13 protein-coding genes and 1 CRISPR repeat array are annotated in these 16,972 nt (G+C 42.9%); all 13 genes read left to right on the forward strand.

Translation table 11 applies throughout. The features are described 5' to 3' along the window. Positions 1 to 821 precede the first annotated feature (821 nt). The 13 genes from JNUCC31_RS20495 (at position 822) to JNUCC31_RS20555 (ending at position 16,969) form a co-directional block, all read left to right on the forward strand. The gene (locus JNUCC31_RS20495; protein WP_192264074.1) at positions 822 to 1,613 is read left to right on the forward strand and encodes a hypothetical protein; all 792 of its coding nucleotides are present in this window, start codon (positions 822 to 824) and stop codon (positions 1,611 to 1,613) included. 629 nt (positions 1,614 to 2,242) lie between these two features. Then, positions 2,243 to 3,001 carry a DUF3800 domain-containing protein gene (locus tag JNUCC31_RS20500; RefSeq protein WP_192264077.1) on the forward strand — a complete coding sequence of 253 codons (759 nt, stop codon included), beginning with the start codon at positions 2,243 to 2,245 and terminating at the stop codon, positions 2,999 to 3,001. Between the two features lie 419 nt (positions 3,002 to 3,420). After that, positions 3,421 to 5,877, forward strand: coding sequence for a CRISPR-associated helicase Cas3' (gene cas3, locus JNUCC31_RS20505; RefSeq protein ID WP_192264080.1), 2,457 nt, complete (start codon positions 3,421 to 3,423; stop codon positions 5,875 to 5,877). A 76-nt stretch (positions 5,878 to 5,953) separates the two neighbouring features. Further along, the gene (cas5c, locus tag JNUCC31_RS20510) at positions 5,954 to 6,676 is read left to right on the forward strand and encodes a type I-C CRISPR-associated protein Cas5c (RefSeq protein WP_192273181.1); all 723 of its coding nucleotides are present in this window, start codon (positions 5,954 to 5,956) and stop codon (positions 6,674 to 6,676) included. Further along, positions 6,673 to 8,631, forward strand: coding sequence for a type I-C CRISPR-associated protein Cas8c/Csd1 (cas8c, locus tag JNUCC31_RS20515; protein ID WP_192264083.1), 1,959 nt, complete (start codon positions 6,673 to 6,675; stop codon positions 8,629 to 8,631). Before cas5c ends, cas8c begins: the two co-directional genes overlap by 4 nt. Further along, the gene (gene cas7c, locus JNUCC31_RS20520) at positions 8,632 to 9,504 is read left to right on the forward strand and encodes a type I-C CRISPR-associated protein Cas7/Csd2 (RefSeq protein ID WP_192264086.1); all 873 of its coding nucleotides are present in this window, start codon (positions 8,632 to 8,634) and stop codon (positions 9,502 to 9,504) included. Then, the gene (gene cas4, locus JNUCC31_RS20525; protein WP_192264092.1) at positions 9,491 to 10,150 is read left to right on the forward strand and encodes a CRISPR-associated protein Cas4; all 660 of its coding nucleotides are present in this window, start codon (positions 9,491 to 9,493) and stop codon (positions 10,148 to 10,150) included. The genes cas7c and cas4 overlap by 14 nt, the downstream gene beginning before the upstream one ends. Continuing rightward, complete coding sequence (gene cas1c / locus JNUCC31_RS20530; protein ID WP_192264095.1) at positions 10,147 to 11,178, forward strand: type I-C CRISPR-associated endonuclease Cas1c; 1,032 nt, start codon at positions 10,147 to 10,149, stop codon at positions 11,176 to 11,178. Before cas4 ends, cas1c begins: the two co-directional genes overlap by 4 nt. Positions 11,179 to 11,187: 9 nt before the next feature. Then, positions 11,188 to 11,478, forward strand: a complete 291-nt coding sequence (gene cas2, locus JNUCC31_RS20535; protein WP_192264115.1) for a CRISPR-associated endonuclease Cas2 — start codon at positions 11,188 to 11,190, stop codon at positions 11,476 to 11,478. 193 nt (positions 11,479 to 11,671) lie between these two features. Further along, a CRISPR array of direct repeats spans positions 11,672 to 13,666; the repeat unit is 33 nt; unit sequence GTCGCACTCTGTATGGAGTGCGTGGATTGAAAT. 248 nt (positions 13,667 to 13,914) lie between these two features. Further along, positions 13,915 to 14,544 carry a TetR/AcrR family transcriptional regulator gene (locus tag JNUCC31_RS20540; protein WP_192264119.1) on the forward strand — a complete coding sequence of 210 codons (630 nt, stop codon included), beginning with the start codon at positions 13,915 to 13,917 and terminating at the stop codon, positions 14,542 to 14,544. After that, on the forward strand, positions 14,541 to 15,506 hold the full coding sequence (locus JNUCC31_RS20545) for an alpha/beta hydrolase (RefSeq protein WP_192264122.1): 966 nt from the start codon (positions 14,541 to 14,543) through the stop codon (positions 15,504 to 15,506). Before JNUCC31_RS20540 ends, JNUCC31_RS20545 begins: the two co-directional genes overlap by 4 nt. Before the next feature lie 279 nt (positions 15,507 to 15,785). Further along, positions 15,786 to 15,995: a tautomerase family protein gene (locus JNUCC31_RS20550; protein WP_192264125.1), complete on the forward strand. Its 210-nt coding sequence runs from the start codon at positions 15,786 to 15,788 to the stop codon at positions 15,993 to 15,995. Between the two features lie 56 nt (positions 15,996 to 16,051). Continuing rightward, positions 16,052 to 16,969, forward strand: coding sequence for an ABC transporter permease (locus JNUCC31_RS20555; protein ID WP_053784167.1), 918 nt, complete (start codon positions 16,052 to 16,054; stop codon positions 16,967 to 16,969). Positions 16,970 to 16,972: the final 3 nt, after the last annotated feature.

The raw sequence follows: 16,972 nt of genomic DNA on the forward strand, positions 1-16,972 counted from the left end.
CTCACGTAGATCACTTATATATTAATGGAGATACCGGAGGAATAATTCTCGCTGAGCACCCCCAAGGAAATGTCAAAGAACTGATAGAGTCAATCATGGATAGATTGTGTGGCATGGATGCTTTGACATTTCTCACGGATGTCTTATTGTGGACTCCAGAACGTGTTGATATGAATTTGAAGCTTGATCGTCTTCAATAAAAATATGATGCGATGGTCATAGCAGCATATAGAATAAGATCAAATACATTGGATATTTTTTGGTTCTTTAGATGTTGATATTATCAAAATAGTATTTTTAAAGTAACAAAGATTAGACCTGTAAAAAAGCGCTGCTTTACTGGTGCGAATGTTAAGCTCACATAAAATCTCTAGGAGATTCGCACCTCGAAAATTGTCGATTAAGCTATTATTGTCCCCTTTTGGCACTCGATTATTTGTATTAAGATGAATTTATCATCTTTACTAAACGATAGAATAACGTTAAAAACATCTTTTTTTAAACGACTATACGTTATTTTCTGTTGTCGCACTCTAAACATGAGTGTGTGGATTGAAATTCTTATGCTTCGAATATAAAGTTGATGCTGGACGTCGCCCTCCTTATGGAATGCAAATCGAATCCCTAAAAAAGTTTTACCTTTCTCATGCTAAACATGGGTAAGAGGGTAGGATTTTTTTATTTTAGAGAAATAAAAAATATTGAGTATAGAAATGTTCTATTAATGCAGCATATTTTAAGGTTTTTTGCTAAACAATAGATTTGACCTATGGTAGAAAAATCAATATAATGTTATTAATTGTAAAATGAGGAGGAAGGGTATGTCGAGGTATTATGATGGATACGGATTAGACTCGACTGTGACACTTCTCAGAATAGCTTATGGTCTTGACAACTGGAGAGAGGTCGTTAAGTTAGGTGAAACACTTTATGAAGAATCACTTCGTATATATAATTTACAAATGTTGACTAAGGAACAGGACATCGTTGAAATACATACACAGCGGGCAATAGTATATTACATTGGATACAGTCGTTTGATGCAAGGAATAGCGTATCAAAAACTACTAGAGTTTGATAAAGCAAGGGAATGCATATTGCAATATAGTGATTTTCAGTGGATTAAATTGACTAATCAAGAGACACTTAATGAAATTGAATTTTACAGCGATATAGCCACAATCAATTTAATTGTTTTGGATTTACTTGAGGGTAATGCTACAAAGCTTGATGAATACGTGGCTTACATTCAAAAGTCAAAAGGTGAGATTATATCTGGATTATTGACTTTGCTTGAAGCCAATCGTTTAAATAATTTACCTATTAAGAAGTTAGAGTATCTATTTGAAGAACATCGTTCGATTGGTGATACTACCGTAATGTCGGATATTGATATCTCATATTATCTTAAATTTAGTTTTGAGTTGGCGCTGTATTATACCCGAAGTAATAATGATCCCGATGCAATCGATATCTTACTCAATTGTTTGGCAATATCTCCTAAGATTAATCATAATAAGATAAAATATGTAGCGCTTTTTGAAAAAACCAGAGATCAGGCTACACATGCACAGATTAGCTTTTACAAATCTATCTTAGAGGGGATGTTATGATGAAGAAAAGAAATGCTCTAAATATGTTGTATTCAATTGTTTTGGCAACGTTAGTAGCACTCCCGATTGAGAGTATAATGCAGTTATTTAATCATGGCGTTGGCCATTAATTTTCAAATAATCGACTGAATAAAGAAAATCTATCCAAAGTATAGACTGTACCCTATAGAGGAGACACTTTAAAAAAGTCTCTCTATGGGGTATTTTTGTTGTATGCAACGATTTGAGACAAGGGGATGAAGATCAACCCATGTGTAAAAAAAAAATTACAGAAAAGATTCACCTGCTCCAAGTAGAGAATGAACTCTTAAAAAAGATTTGCATGGCCGAACGGAGGTGGAACCACGAGTTAAACTAGCGCCTAGTCTTCGATTCAGGTTTGATCCGAACCGTGATTGAGAAATAGGCGAATGGTGAGTTATTTGTGTGGATGGGTTTGATATTATTTAAATCTTCTGCTATTTGCGTGGATTGAAAATGCTAAATTGTCATTGTGGAGTTTTGTTGCAAAAGGCGCATCCTTTAAGAGGATGCGCAAGTTATTATTAAAATTGTGAAGTACATAAATAGCACAAAATTAAGAGAATATATGGTTTCACTAACCTATAAGAAATCAAGGAGGGGAATATGTGATAAATGGATTTTATTTAGACGAGTCTGGAAATAATGGATTTGGAGATATGCAACAACAACCTGTAGTTTGTTATGGTGGGATTTTAGTTCCTAACACCAGTGTTATAGGTCTTGAACGTGATTTTGAAGCACTGTCCTTTAAAGCAGCTTTGCAAATTAAAGGTGAGATAAAAGGATTGACAAGTAAACAGGTTAATACGTTACCGTTCTTTCAAAAGTATGAAATTCACAGTAAGTCTTTCTTTGATGGGGACGATCTGTATTCCAAAATTCCGATCAATGATCGGTTTAAGCTCGCTGAAGAAATGTTAGAGCTTATTGATCAACATGGAGGTAAAGTGCTTGCCTCTGTAATTAATAAAAATACATATAAACAAAATACAGGTGATACAGGTCATACTAACATGCACCAGCTTGGAATGAGTAATTTAATTCAATTAATAGAAAAAGAACTCATTCAAAGGAATGAAACAGGAGTTGTTATTCCTGACAACGGACGCGACGAAGAGAGAGAACTCTTAATTCAAGTTATCCGACAGGAGACGACCAGCGATCGTATATATAATAGCTCTTTCCTTCAGAATTCACACCATTGCCAGTTAGTACAGTTAGCCGACATCATTGTATTTCTTACAACTGTCTTTTTTCGATTCCAATATGGATATGCGCCTCGTAAAGCAAATAATAAAGAATTAATAGAACTATATCAAAAAAGGATAGCTCCTTTGTCCCCAACAGTATGGGAGTACAGGTGATTACAATTAAGGGAGCATACCATTGTACGCTCCCTTAATGTGGTCGAACCAATGTGCGGCCACATATATAGTATACCCAATATTGGACTTCAATATGCACAATACAAAAAGGGAAACTTCATGTTAGGTCGGACCAATGTACGAGTTAACATGAAGTTTCCCTTATAGGAAAGTTAATTAGGTCGAACCAATGTGCGAGTCAATTAACTTTATCTAACAATATTATACTCTGTAACTGAATCCGAGTCAATGATATAACAAGTTTAACACTACTTGATAGGGGTAGAAACTAAGGATTTTTTTGGGTAATAAAAAAGGAGTTTGTCGTCTGAAGTCGAAAGGTTAATATAAGTAATTTTCCCAATTAATGAGTATGGGAAACGGATTTGAATCCCTTTTCTGAAAGGAATCGAGGCTTAATGACCTTTATTGCACATATCCGTCAAAAGGATGGAAAAATACAAACCGTTCAGGATCACTTAGTAGAGGTTAAGCAAGGGGCGGAGCAGGCTGGAGAGAAGATCGGCGTTAAATATTTGGCAGGCATTGCTGGTCTTCTGCATGATATGGGCAAAAATACAGATCTTTTTCGAAACTACATTCAGGAAGCTGTCGCAAACCCGGATGCCCCTCCTCGCAAAGGTTCAGTTGATCATTCGACTGCTGGGGGCAAGCTACTGCACAGCCTTTACCATGGAAGTGGCACAACGCTTGAGTCAAAGTACACCGCGGAGTGGATTGCCAATTGTATTATCTCCCATCATCAGGGTCTAAGAGACTACGTATCACCTGATAAAGCCTCACCTTATATGGAGCGAGTCATTTCCAGGGAACTAGATCAATATGAGCAGGCAAAAGTAGAATTTCTCAAGCACAATCCCCCAGACCAACTCGACCATATGTTTGAGCAAGCGACCCAAGAGCTTCAACAATACATACAGATCATCAATAAAAATAAACTTCCACGAATTGCGGGAGCGCTGCTTATTAAATATATCTTTAGCTGCCTGATTGACGCGGATCGAACCAATACAAGACGATTTGAAGAAAACGAAACATCGACAGAAGAAATCGATTACAAGTTGTTTTTTCAACAAAGCTATGAATTACTATCTCAACATTTAAGCGAGCTTGAGCACGGCAGTATAGTAGACACACCCATTAATCAATTGCGACGTGAAATGTCCCGGCAATGCGAACAATTTGCGTATCGTCCATCAGGAGTGTACACCCTTTCCATACCAACAGGCGGGGGAAAAACGCTTGCTAGTATGCGCTACGCGCTAAGACATGCCATTGAACATAACAAACAACGGATTATATATATCGTTCCCTACACCACCATCATTGAACAAAATGCGGCTGAGATCCGCAGTATTTTGAAAAACGATGACATGATTTTGGAACATCACTCCAACGTGGTGGATGACAAGGATGACGAACGCCATGAGGGCGACGAAGGGGAAACTCTGGATTTACGCAAAAAGAATCTCAAGCTTGCCCGTGATCATTGGGATCGGCCGATTATTTTTACGACGATGGTTCAGTTTTTGAACACCTTTTATGCCAAAGGAACCCGAAACGTCCGCAGATTACACCAGCTTTCCAATGCAGTCATTGTATTTGATGAAGTGCAGTCGGTTCCGGTTCATTGTATCTCCCTCTTTAATGCTGCACTGAATTTCCTGAATGTGATTGGGAGATCCAGCCTGTTGCTCTGTACAGCGACTCAGCCTGCATTGGATTTTGTAAAGTACAAGCTGCATTTCTCGGAGCAGCCGGAGATTATTGAGAATTTAGATGAGGTGGGGCGAAGCTTCAAACGAGTTGATTTACAGGACCTTACGAGGGATTCACCTTCGGGTTGGGACGCAGAGGAAGTATCTTCCTTTATCCAGGAACAGATGAGGGAAGTGGACAGTGTGCTGGTCATTTTGAACACGAAAACAGCCGTCCGTAAACTGTTTGAACAGTTGATTGAGGTGGAATGGCTGAGAGAGAGTGGCGTTCAGTTGGTTCATCTGAGCACCAATATGTGTGCAGCACATCGCAAAGAGGTTTTATCCGGGGAGTATGGCGTTATTCCGAGATTGGCAAAGGGTGAACGGATCATCTGTGTGAGTACACAGCTTATTGAGGCGGGTGTGAATATCAGCTTTGATTGTGTAGTTCGTTCCTTGGCTGGTTTGGATTCGATTGCTCAGGCGGCAGGGCGATGTAATCGGCACGGGAAAGATAAGGTTCGCAATGTGTACATCATTCGCTCATCGGATGAGGTGTTAACGAATCTGCCTGAGATTCAAATTGGCGCCGAGAAGACGGAACGTGTGCTTCAGGAATTCAAGGATGACCCGAGTTCGCTCGGCGATGACTTGTTATCTTCAAAGGCAATGTCCCGTTATTTCGAATATTATTTTAACGATATTGGAGACAAAATGCATTACCCCATTCCTAAGCTTGAACAGAACTTGTTTGATCTGATGGACCGTAATCGTTATTACGTGGATGCCTATAAGAAGAAGCATGATTGTAAGCCGGAGGTTGTGAATCACTATGCTATAGCTACGGCAGAGAAGTATTTCGAAGCCATTTCCACAAACGCCACGCCCGTAATTGTGCCTTATGGGGAAGAAGGAAAAGAATTGATTTTGGACTTGAATGGAGAAATTGAACCTGGTGAAATGAGTGAGTTATTACGCAAGGCTCAGCAGTATACGGTGAATATTTACGATCAAGAACTTCGGGCCTTGGAGAGAAATGGAGATGTATATCCCCTTTTGCATGGGCATGCCCTGGCATTGAGGGAACCAGCATATTCCGATGATTTTGGCGTGGAATCCAAGGGTGAGGGTGCTTGGGAACCGATGATGATTTGATCATAGGATTCATACAGGAGGGAGATTCATGATACATGTTTCTCCCTCCTATACCCCATAGAAAGGAGCTGAAATGTTGAGAAATCAAATCGAATTTGAGGTTTCGGGAAAATATGCGCTATTCACCGATCCACTCACGAAACTTGGCGGAGAAAAATTCTCTTATCAGATTCCTACATATCAAGCCCTCAAAGGGATCGTGGAATCAATTTACTGGAAGCCAACGCTGATCTGGATTATAGACGAAGTCCGCATCATGAATCCAATTCAAACGGAATCGAAGGGCATGCGTCCGATTGAATACAGCGGGGGCAACACACTGGCCTATTACACCTATTTAAGAGATGTTCGATATCAGGTGAAGGCCCATTTTATATTTAATCCTCATCGTGAAGATCTGATACATGATCAGAATGAACACAAGCACCACAATATCGCCAAACGAGCTGTCCAGGTCGGTGGACGAAGAGATATCTTTCTGGGAACCCGTGAATGTCAGGGCTATGTTGAACATTGCCAGTTCGGTGAAGACGAGAGCTTCTATGATCGTATAGGTGAGCTTGATTTTGGTACGATGCTGCATGGGATCAGTTACCCGGATGAAACAGGAAGCAATGAGCGAGAGGTTCGTCTGTGGAAAGCGAAAATGCAGCATGGTGTGATTCGTTTTATCCGTCCAGATGAATGCACATTGATTCGTAAAGCTGGAGAAGGTACAGCTAAAATATTTGGTTCAGAGAATATGCAGTCTGTTGATGATTTACACTCGGAGTGGTTCGATAATGAGGTGAATAAATGAGCTGGCTGGCCAATTTAAGTAAAACGTATGATGATCACGCTAACGTTGTCGGACAATTTGAAATGAAGAAAAATGGCAAGGAATACGCTCTGATTCCAATCTCGCACACCACACAGACCGCGCATATTGAAGTGCATCTGAATGGAAGAGGGGATATCGTTAACGCCTATGTGGTTGATAAAAATGATGGCAGCACGATTATTCCTTGCACCGAAGCTTCCGCAAGCCGAACGAGTGCGCCTGTACCGTATCCTCTTTTTGACAAATTATCTTATGTTGCAGGAGATTACACTCAGTTTTGCGGAGAAGCCAAGGGAACACCGTATCAAGATTATTTGAACCAACTGAAAGCTTGGTGTGAATCTCCATTTAGCCATCCTAAAGTACAGAGCGTACTTCACTATGTTAGCAAAGGTACGCTGATTACTGATCTGGTCGAGAGAGGGATACTTCATGTGGATAGTCGAGGAAAGCTATTGGAGAAGTGGGTAGCTGCGCCTGGCGACCAAGAAGGGAAAAAGCCTGACATTTTCAATGTGATAGCTTCGGATCAGAGTGGGGCATTTGTTCGATTTGCTGTAGATATCCCAGGAGAACCCGAATCCAGATTGTGGCGTGATGCTTCGGTACAACAATCTTTTATCCAGTTTTACGAGATGAGTTTGCAGGACAAGGACATCTGTTTCGTGACAGGTGATTACCTACCAGTTGCGGATAAACACGCTTCTCGCATACGTCACTCAGGAGACAAGTCCAAGTTGATCTCCGCCAACGACTCCAGTGGATTTACGTATCGGGGGCGTTTTCGTACCAGTCGTGACGCAGCAACAGTCAGCTATGAAGCATCGCAGAAAGGGCATAACGCTCTCAAGTGGCTGATTGATAAGCAGGGAACTACGATGGATGGCAAGGTTTTTCTAGTGTGGGGAAGTAGTCGTCTGGATATGCCGGAGCCCCAGGAGGACTCGTTTATTTTTTGGGACGATGCGGATGATGAGGCAGCGCTTGCTGGTGGAGACCGAACGCATAAGGAATTTGCTTTGCAGATCCGGAAGGCGATTAATGGTTATCGTTATGATGGAGATTATCAATCCAGTCATGAAGTCACGATTATGACGCTGGATGCGGCTACACCAGGTCGTATGTCAATTATGTATTACCGGACGTTGGATCAGAACATCTATTTGGACCGGATACAAGCCTGGCATGAGAGCTGTTATTGGTTGCATCGTTATCGGAAAAATAAATACGACAAACTTGTCTCTTTTATCGGAGCCCCCGCAACCAAAGATATCGCTTTTGCCGCCTATGGCCCACGGGCCAGTGACAAGGTGGTCAAAGGATTAATGGAGCGTATGCTTCCATGCATCATTGATGAACGACCGATTCCACTGGATATCATTCGCAGTTCGATTCATCGTGCATCCAACCCGGTAGGCATGGACAATTGGGAATGGGAGAAAACACTTAGCATTACTTGCGCACTGGTTAGGAAGGATCATCAGCAGGATCATAAGAAGGAGGGGTACGGGGTGAGTCTGGATACAGAAGCAACGGACCGCAGTTATTTATTTGGGAGAATGCTTGCTATTGCGGATGTTTTAGAGCGAAGCGCGCTGAGTAAGGATGAAAAACGAGCTACCAATGCCATTCGATATATGAATGCTTTTGCACAACGACCGGGTCGGACCTGGACCATCATTCAATCGAATCTCCAGCCTTATCAGGCGAAGATGGGCACTGGAGCAAGATATTATAATTCACTGCTGGATGAGGTCGGGGCCAAACTTCGATTGGAGGATTATACGGACAAACCTCTGACGGGCTTGTATTTGTTAGGCTTTTACAGTCAGCGTAACGATCTGTACACCAGCAAAAAAGACAAGGAAGCCGCAGCTGCACTGAATCACAACGATGAGAATGAAAACCAAATGAACGAACAAGGGGATAACTAAATGAGTACACTTGATCACAAAATCGATTTTGCTGTTGTGCTGTCTGTTCGTAATGCCAATCCGAATGGAGATCCACTGAATGGAAACCGTCCTCGTCAGAACTACGATGGCTTTGGAGAAATCTCGGATGTATGTATCAAACGTAAAATTCGTAACCGTCTGCAGGATATGGGAGAGTCCATTCTCGTACAATCCGATGAAAAACGTAATGATAATCACCGTTCCATTAAAGATCGTGTCGATGCCAATGAGAATGTGCAAGAACATGCCAAAGGCAAGAAGGCAAATAAAGATCTGTATGCCGAGGCTGCTTGTCAGTCCTGGATTGATGTTCGTAGCTTTGGACAGGTGTTTGCTTTTGGTGGAGGGGAAAGTGTATCTGTGGGTATTCGGGGTCCGGTATCCATCCATACCGCTGTAAGCTTGGATCGGATTGATATTTCCAGCATGCAGATTACGAAGAGTGTAAACTCAGTCACAACGGCTAAAGATCCGGACAAAAAAGGATCGGATACGATGGGCATGAAGCATCGAGTAGATTTTGGAGTATATGTATTCTATGGCAGTATCAACACGCAACTGGCTGAGAAGACCGGCTTTACATATGAAGACGCGGAGAAGATTCGTGAATCGCTTAGAACTTTATTTGAAAATGATACATCCTCGGCCCGTCCTGATGGAAGTATGGAGGTTCACCAGTTATATTGGTGGGAGCATAGTTCCAAAATGGGGCAATATTCATCTGCAAAGGTACACCGCTCTCTGCAAATTGAATTGAAGCCAGACGTAGCCGAAGCGAAGTCTTACGATGATTATAATTATAGTGTTCAGCCACTGGAAGGCTTGGCAGTTCAAGAATATGAAGGACTATAACGAAGGGGATTATCTGCTGCTTTCGGGTATTCAACATTTTAACTTTTGCAGAAGGCAGTGGGCATTAATTCATATCGAACAGCAGTGGGAAGACAACGTGCGTACTATTGAGGGAGATCATTTGCATCGAAAGGCAGATCAACCAGCGCTTCGTGAAAAACGAGGCGATAAACTGGTAGTTCGTGCACTTCCGGTGCAATCGAGGGAACTCGGAATCACAGGCATCTGTGACGTGGTTGAATTCATTCGTGATCCGGCTGGAGTTCCGCTTGCGGGAGAGGAAGGGTTATACCTTCCTTTTCCTGTTGAATACAAACGCGGAAAACCGAAACGTAATGATTCGGATCATTCCCAATTGGTAGCACAAGTCATATGTCTCGAAGAAATGCTCGTATGTGATATTCACAAGGCTTACCTTTATTATGACGAGATCAAGCATCGGGTAGAAGTGATCATTACTGCGGCGGATCGGGAACGAGTAAGAGTGAATATACAGGAAATGAGACACTATTTTGAACGAAACCATACACCGAAAGCCAAAGCAGGGCCACACTGTCAAAGTTGTTCGTTGAACAATATATGTGTACCGGACATTTTAAATAAACGATCCGTTTCAAGCTACATCGAAAGCAGGTTGAATGAATGAAAAAGCTGCTGAACACCTTATTTGTGACATTACCCGATACATACCTTGCACTGGATGGGGAAAACATTGTGGTGAAGCAGGAGGAAGAAATTCTTGCTCGCTATCCACTGCATAATTTGGAGGCCGTATGCACCTTTGGCTATGCTGGAGTAAGTCCAGCACTGATGGGGGCTTGTGCGGCACGCAATGTGAATCTGACTTTTATGACACGAACAGGGCGATTCCTCGCACGGGTCATTGGTGAGGATCGAGGAAATGTTGTATTGCGGAAGGAGCAGTACCGTATCTCGGACGATGAGGTGCGCAGTGCGCGGGTTGCTCGTAATATGATTACAGGGAAGTTATACAACAACAAGTGGATTCTGGAACGTGCCACACGAGATTATGCACTACGTATCGACACAGAACGAATCAAGAAGGTCACGGAGTCGCTAGGAGAAACGATGAAGCTGTTACGCGATGTAGAGCAATTGGACGTATTGCGTGGCTTGGAAGGCTCTGCCGCTGTTCAATATAATTCCGTTTTCGATGATCTGATCCTACAGCAAAAGGAGTCATTTTACTTTTACGGACGCAGTCGCCGTCCTCCCTTAGATAAAGTGAATGCGTTATTATCCTTTGCCTATACCTTGCTCGCTAATGATATGAAGTCTGCACTTGAATCTGTCGGACTTGATGCATACGTCGGCTTTTTGCACCGGGATCGTCCTGGCAGAGCTTCTCTTGCACTGGATATGATGGAGGAACTTCGGGGAGTGTACGCAGACCGTTTTGTGCTCTCTCTTATTAACAAAAAAGTGATTAACGATAAAGGCTTTTATGTAAAAGAAAATCTTGCAGTCATTATGGATGATGAAACACGAAAGAAAGTGTTGAAAGCATGGCAAGATCGTAAACAGGACAAGATTATGCATCCGTATTTGAATGAAAAAATACCTTGGGGTCTTGTACCGTACACTCAAGCGTTACTACTGGCAAGATATATACGTGGGGATCTGGATGAATATCCTCCGTTTCTGTGGAAGTAGGTGTGATGATTGCTTATTTTGATTACGTATGATGTGAGCACAATAGGTAGTGAAGGTCGAAGAAGGCTATCTAAAGTGGCTAAAAAGTGTGTGGATCACGGTCAGCGAGTGCAGAACTCGGTGTTTGAATGTATACTGGATGCTGCCCAGTTTAGACGTTTAAAATTTGAACTGGAAGAGTTAATTGATAAGGAGACCGATAGTCTTCGATTCTATAACTTAGGCGATAATTACAAAAGTAAAGTTCAACATGTGGGAGCCAAGGATTCCTATGATATGGGTGATCCGTTAATACTTTAACAGGTGCGAATGCCAAGCTCACATGATTTTCCCGGGGGATTCGCACCTCGAAACTTGTCGAAAAGGCCTTTTTCGTGACCTTTTGGCAATGAATTTAGGCAAAGTTGACTGAGTAAAGGTTCTTAATAAGCCGAAATAACGAAAAGACGTTAATATCTATTCGAGAAATATTGCTATTACGTGCTTTTTCGCTGTCGCACTCTGTATGGAGTGCGTGGATTGAAATAGCATTTGTAAACTTTGGATATGCATCAATCGCATGTCGCACTCTGTATGGAGTGCGTGGATTGAAATCAACAGCTGCCGTAGAAGTAGACTTTTCCGGAGCAGTCGCACTCTGTATGGAGTGCGTGGATTGAAATCGTTATCGTCAATCCCAACCCAGATGTCACGGCAGGTCGCACTCTGTATGGAGTGCGTGGATTGAAATTCATGGGAACAGGGAGAGGGTAGGGAGTCTATACCCGTCGCACTCTGTATGGAGTGCGTGGATTGAAATGAATACACAACGCGTGAACAACCCGATCCTATAGGCGTCGCACTCTGTATGGAGTGCGTGGATTGAAATAGTGCGGCTCTTAACGTAACTGTAAGCGTTGGTCGCACTCTGTATGGAGTGCGTGGATTGAAATAATGGTTGTATTAAAACCATATTGGGGTTCACGACGTCGCACTCTGTATGGAGTGCGTGGATTGAAATCATCGTTGATGATGGTACACGCGAAACAAAGAACAGTCGCACTCTGTATGGAGTGCGTGGATTGAAATTCTGACTTCAATGTGGCGACTCAGTGGATAGCGATGTCGCACTCTGTATGGAGTGCGTGGATTGAAATTCGATGAGACTTACGCTAATCTTACCGACGCCGCGGTCGCACTCTGTATAGAGTGCGTGGATTGAAATGAAGAATAAAGGCTGGAATAGGGTGTATGTGTTAGTCGCACTCTGTATGGAGTGCGTGGATTGAAATGTAGGAGAGGAAATAACGCAGATTATGAAGAATTGTCGCACTCTGTATGGAGTGCGTGGATTGAAATCATTATGAGTGCCATTGGATAGGGAGATAGGGGTCGCACTCTGTATGGAGTGCGTGGATTGAAATTTGTCAGTGAAGAAAACTTTTGGTGGTAAATATCGTCGCACTCTGTATGGAGTGCGTGGATTGAAATTCAATTACAATACCGAATAACAACCGCTTCGGCCGTCGCACTCTGTATGGAGTGCGTGGATTGAAATTATAGCAGACAGCTTGCCGAAAGGGACTCCTGGAGGTCGCACTCTGTATGGAGTGCGTGGATTGAAATAGAAGATAGCGGCGCGCGTGCCCGGGCATTTCTGGTGTCGCACTCTGTATGGAGTGCGTGGATTGAAATCATTTCAGCAAACCGGGATACGTAAGTTGCTGTGTCGCACTCTGTATGGAGTGCGTGGATTGAAATTATCTTGCTAATCTAGCAGAGACGGATGAAGAGAGTCGCACTCTGTATGGAGTGCGTGGATTGAAATCGGACGGACACAGAAAGCACAGGAGGTGGATATCGTCGCACTCTGTATGGAGTGCGTGGATTGAAATAAGAACCAACCGCTTAATAGCGAACCCGATAGACATCGTCGCACTCTGTATGGAGTGCGTGGATTGAAATAAGAACCAACCGCTTAATAGCGAACCCGATAGACATCGTCGCACTCTGTATGGAGTGCGTGGATTGAAATTTTTTGAAGCGCTACTTGTTGTTCATTCACATAGCGTCGCACTCTGTATGGAGTGCGTGGATTGAAATAATCATCGTCTTCCGTATCGATTCAAACTGGATCAGTCGCACTCTGTATGGAGTGCGTGGATTGAAATTAATCATCCCGGCTGTGGCGGCTTTTGCGGCCATGGTCGCACTCTGTATGGAGTGCGTGGATTGAAATCAGTCACGCTCCTGGCGGATATCCTATTGATTTGCGTCGCACTCTGTATGGAGTGCGTGGATTGAAATTTCCCGGTGCCGATAAAGGAACGGGCCGGAATATTGTCGCACTCTGTATGGAGTGTGTGGATTGAAATCTTTTAAATGGGGTGATTTGAGGTGGCAGGAGGGTCGCACTCTGTATGGAGTGCGTGGATTGAAATTTGCTTTGGGTAACGTTGGGGTAACACTAGGGTAAGTCGCACTCCGTATGGAGTGCGTGGATTGAAATTGGTTTGCGTTTATGAACGATCAGCAAAATACTTATGGAAAGCGAAACGTATTCTTTCAAAGTAACCAGATACAAATAAGCCGGAGGCGCATGTTGGGCCGCACTCCGGCTTGTTTGTATTTGTAGAGATTCATCCTGCTTGGAAGTAAGCTAAATTTGGTCTTGCAATCATCCATCATTAAAGATATATTATTAATTAATTAACTGATCACTTAATTAAAGTTTAACTTAAAGAGAGGGGAATACCTTTGGCAAGACCCATCAATGAAGAAAAAAGGCTGGAGCGTCGTAAACGGATTCTAAAAGAAGCTGTTGTTCTGTTCGCAGAAAGTGGATATTCCAATACCACAACGGCGATCATTGCGAAAAGTGCGGGAGTGACTTCTGGAACCATTTTTCAATATTTCCCTAGCAAAGAAGCTTTATTCTATGCCGCTGTTCTTGAGCCGCTTGCTGATATACAGATGAGATCACTTGCTTGTCTACAACAAGAGGGAACGCCAGGCGCATTGATTAAGAACATGGTGGCAGAACAATTCAACCATATCTACTCCTATACCAATGAATTACGGCTTGCCCAATCTGTCTTAGGGCAACGAATCAGGTTCCCTGAACTTACACAGAAGGTCCTTGAGAGTATAAAGGTAATGACCGATGAGATCGAAAGTGTCTATGCCAAGGGACAATTAATGGGAGAGTTCAACAAAAGCTTTTCTCCCGCAATGATCTCCCGTGCCTATATCTCTTTCTTAAATGGAGTGGCTTTAACTCTTGGAGAAAGTATTCTTCAACATCCCGAGTGGGAAGATCTGAAGGGGCATGCCTTTTATTTGTTCGGACCCATATCACCTATAGAAAAACTGGAGGAGTTTGAATGAGTCAAACATCATTAGAGCCCAATCATAACGTTCGTGTGAAAAAACGGAACAACATTTTATGGAGCCTGGGAATCGTGCTTTTGCTTGTGGTGGCTCTTGTGTTTTTTATATCGTATAAAGTAGTAGACACCTTGTTGCATCATCCTAGAGACACGAATGTCAGCTACGAATTGAATATCGATAAAACGCCCTACGAAGAGGTCGAGTTCAAGAGTTTGAAAAATGATAATACGATCAGAGGTACCTTCTTTCCTGCAAATGCTGGTGTTAAATCAAGCGATAAGACAATTATTGTCGTCCATGGATATACGAGCAATCGTTTAGTCAAAGGGCGGACCCCAAAGTTAGTAGAGCATTTCGTTCCCAAAGGCTACAATGTATTGGCATTTGACCTCAGCTCGCAAGGTAAATCCGATGGTGATCTGATTACACTGGGCCTCAATGAAAAATACGATTTGCTTGGAGCCGTAGACTATTTGAAATCCAGGAACCATGCTGGGGATAACATTGGAGTGATCGGCTTTTCAATGGGTGCAGCTACTTCTTTGTTAGCCACAAGTGAAAGTGATGATATCCAAGCTGTAATCGCGGATAGTCCGTTTCGCAATGCTGGGCTATTTCTGAGAGAGGGTCTGCCTTTCTTTTCAGGTTTACCTGCGTTCCCATTCAGTTATACATCGACCTGGATGGCCAATTGGGTCTTTGATGTTGATCTTGATTCCGTATCTCCCATGGATGCGGTGAAAAAAATGAAAGACAAGCCCGTAATGCTCATTCATGGTACTGGAGATCAGCAAATTAGTTATAAAAATACAGAAAGGATTTATGAGTCCTTAAAAGATAACCCAAGCGCAGAAGTGTGGTATCCGAAAAACACGGAGCACATCGATGCGATCAACCACTACCCCACTGAATATTTCCAAAGAGTAGATCGTTTTTTGGATGAGTATGTAGGAAAATAAATGTAGTACTTGAGAGATGACTAGTAGAAGGGTTTTCTGACGAGGTAAAAAAACCATAATATCAAGCATTTTCAGCCTATAGCGTGCAAAACCGCTATAGGCTGAATTTACATAAAAGAACAGTTATTTTAAAGCCGGAAACGGTGGACGCAAGGGTTGCTCCAACCTAAAGAAAACACAAGTGAACGAAAAGACAGTCCATTGTTGCTCTCTCTCAGGAACGCTAAGATGAAGTTGTTAAAGCGTTTACATTACTTGGTGAAAGGGAGATGAACTCGGATGCCGGAAATATCAATCAGGCTGTATGAAGGCAGGACGGATGAGCAGAAGCAGGAGATCGTGGAGGTGTTCACGCGCGAGCTATCGCGTATTATCGATCGTGAGCCGGAGTACATTTCCGTTGAATTCAATGAAATCCCATGGGACGAGAATGTTCCTGATAATTTGAAAAGCATGCAATCACAGAAGCAGGGAGGGGAAAAGACGTGAAGCCGGCGGATATCGCGCCGCCAAGCCGGGGAACAGCCAGACTTCACTCGTCTGGTCTGGGCACTCGGCTCGGGGATGCGGGACGTTATCTGTGGCGATACCGGATATTGTATCTGCTTTCGGTGCCGGGCATCCTGTATTTTTTTCTTTTCAAATATGTGCCTCTGTTCGGCTCGGTCATTGCTTTTCAGAACTACAACATTTTCAAAGGCATCACCGGAAGTGATTGGGTCGGTCTGGAGCATTTTCAGAAGATGTTTAGTCATTATGACTTTTTGCGAATTCTCAATAATACACTTCTGCTCGGGTTGTATGATCTGGTAATTGCATTCCCGGTACCGATCTTACTGGCCATTCTGCTGAATGAAGTACGAATGATTGTGTTCAAGCGGTTGCTGCAAACGATTGTATACATGCCTCACTTTCTGTCCTGGGTCGTCATTAGCGGTATTTTCATGGGGATTTTCTCGATGGATGCCGGGGTGGTGAACAAGGCACTTGGATTTCTGGGCATGCAGCCAATCTACTTTCTTGGAGAAGACTCATACATTCGTTCCATTCTGATCGGTTCCGGGATCTGGCGCGACTCCGGGTACGGCACGATTATTTTCCTGGCTGCCATTGCGGGAATCAATCCCGACCTGTATGAAGCGGCAGAGGTGGATGGAGCCGGACGTTTGAAGCAAATATGGTCGATTACCCTGCCATCCTTGCTGCCGACAATTATGATTTTGCTGCTGCTGCACATCGGAAAGTTCCTGGATCTGGGCTTTGAGCGTGTGTTTGTATTCCTGAATCCGCTCAATCTGGAATCTGGTGAAATTCTGGATACGTATATCTACAAAGCCGGGCTTCTCTCACAGCAATATAGCTATACAACAGCCATCGGGTTGTTCAAATCGGTCGTGGGCTTGATGCTTATTCTACTCGGTAATTTCTTCAGCAAAAAAACAACCGGCGAAAGCCTGTATTAGGAG

The sequence above is a fragment of the Paenibacillus sp. JNUCC-31 genome, from assembly GCF_014844075.1.
Classification (GTDB): domain Bacteria; phylum Bacillota; class Bacilli; order Paenibacillales; family Paenibacillaceae; genus Paenibacillus.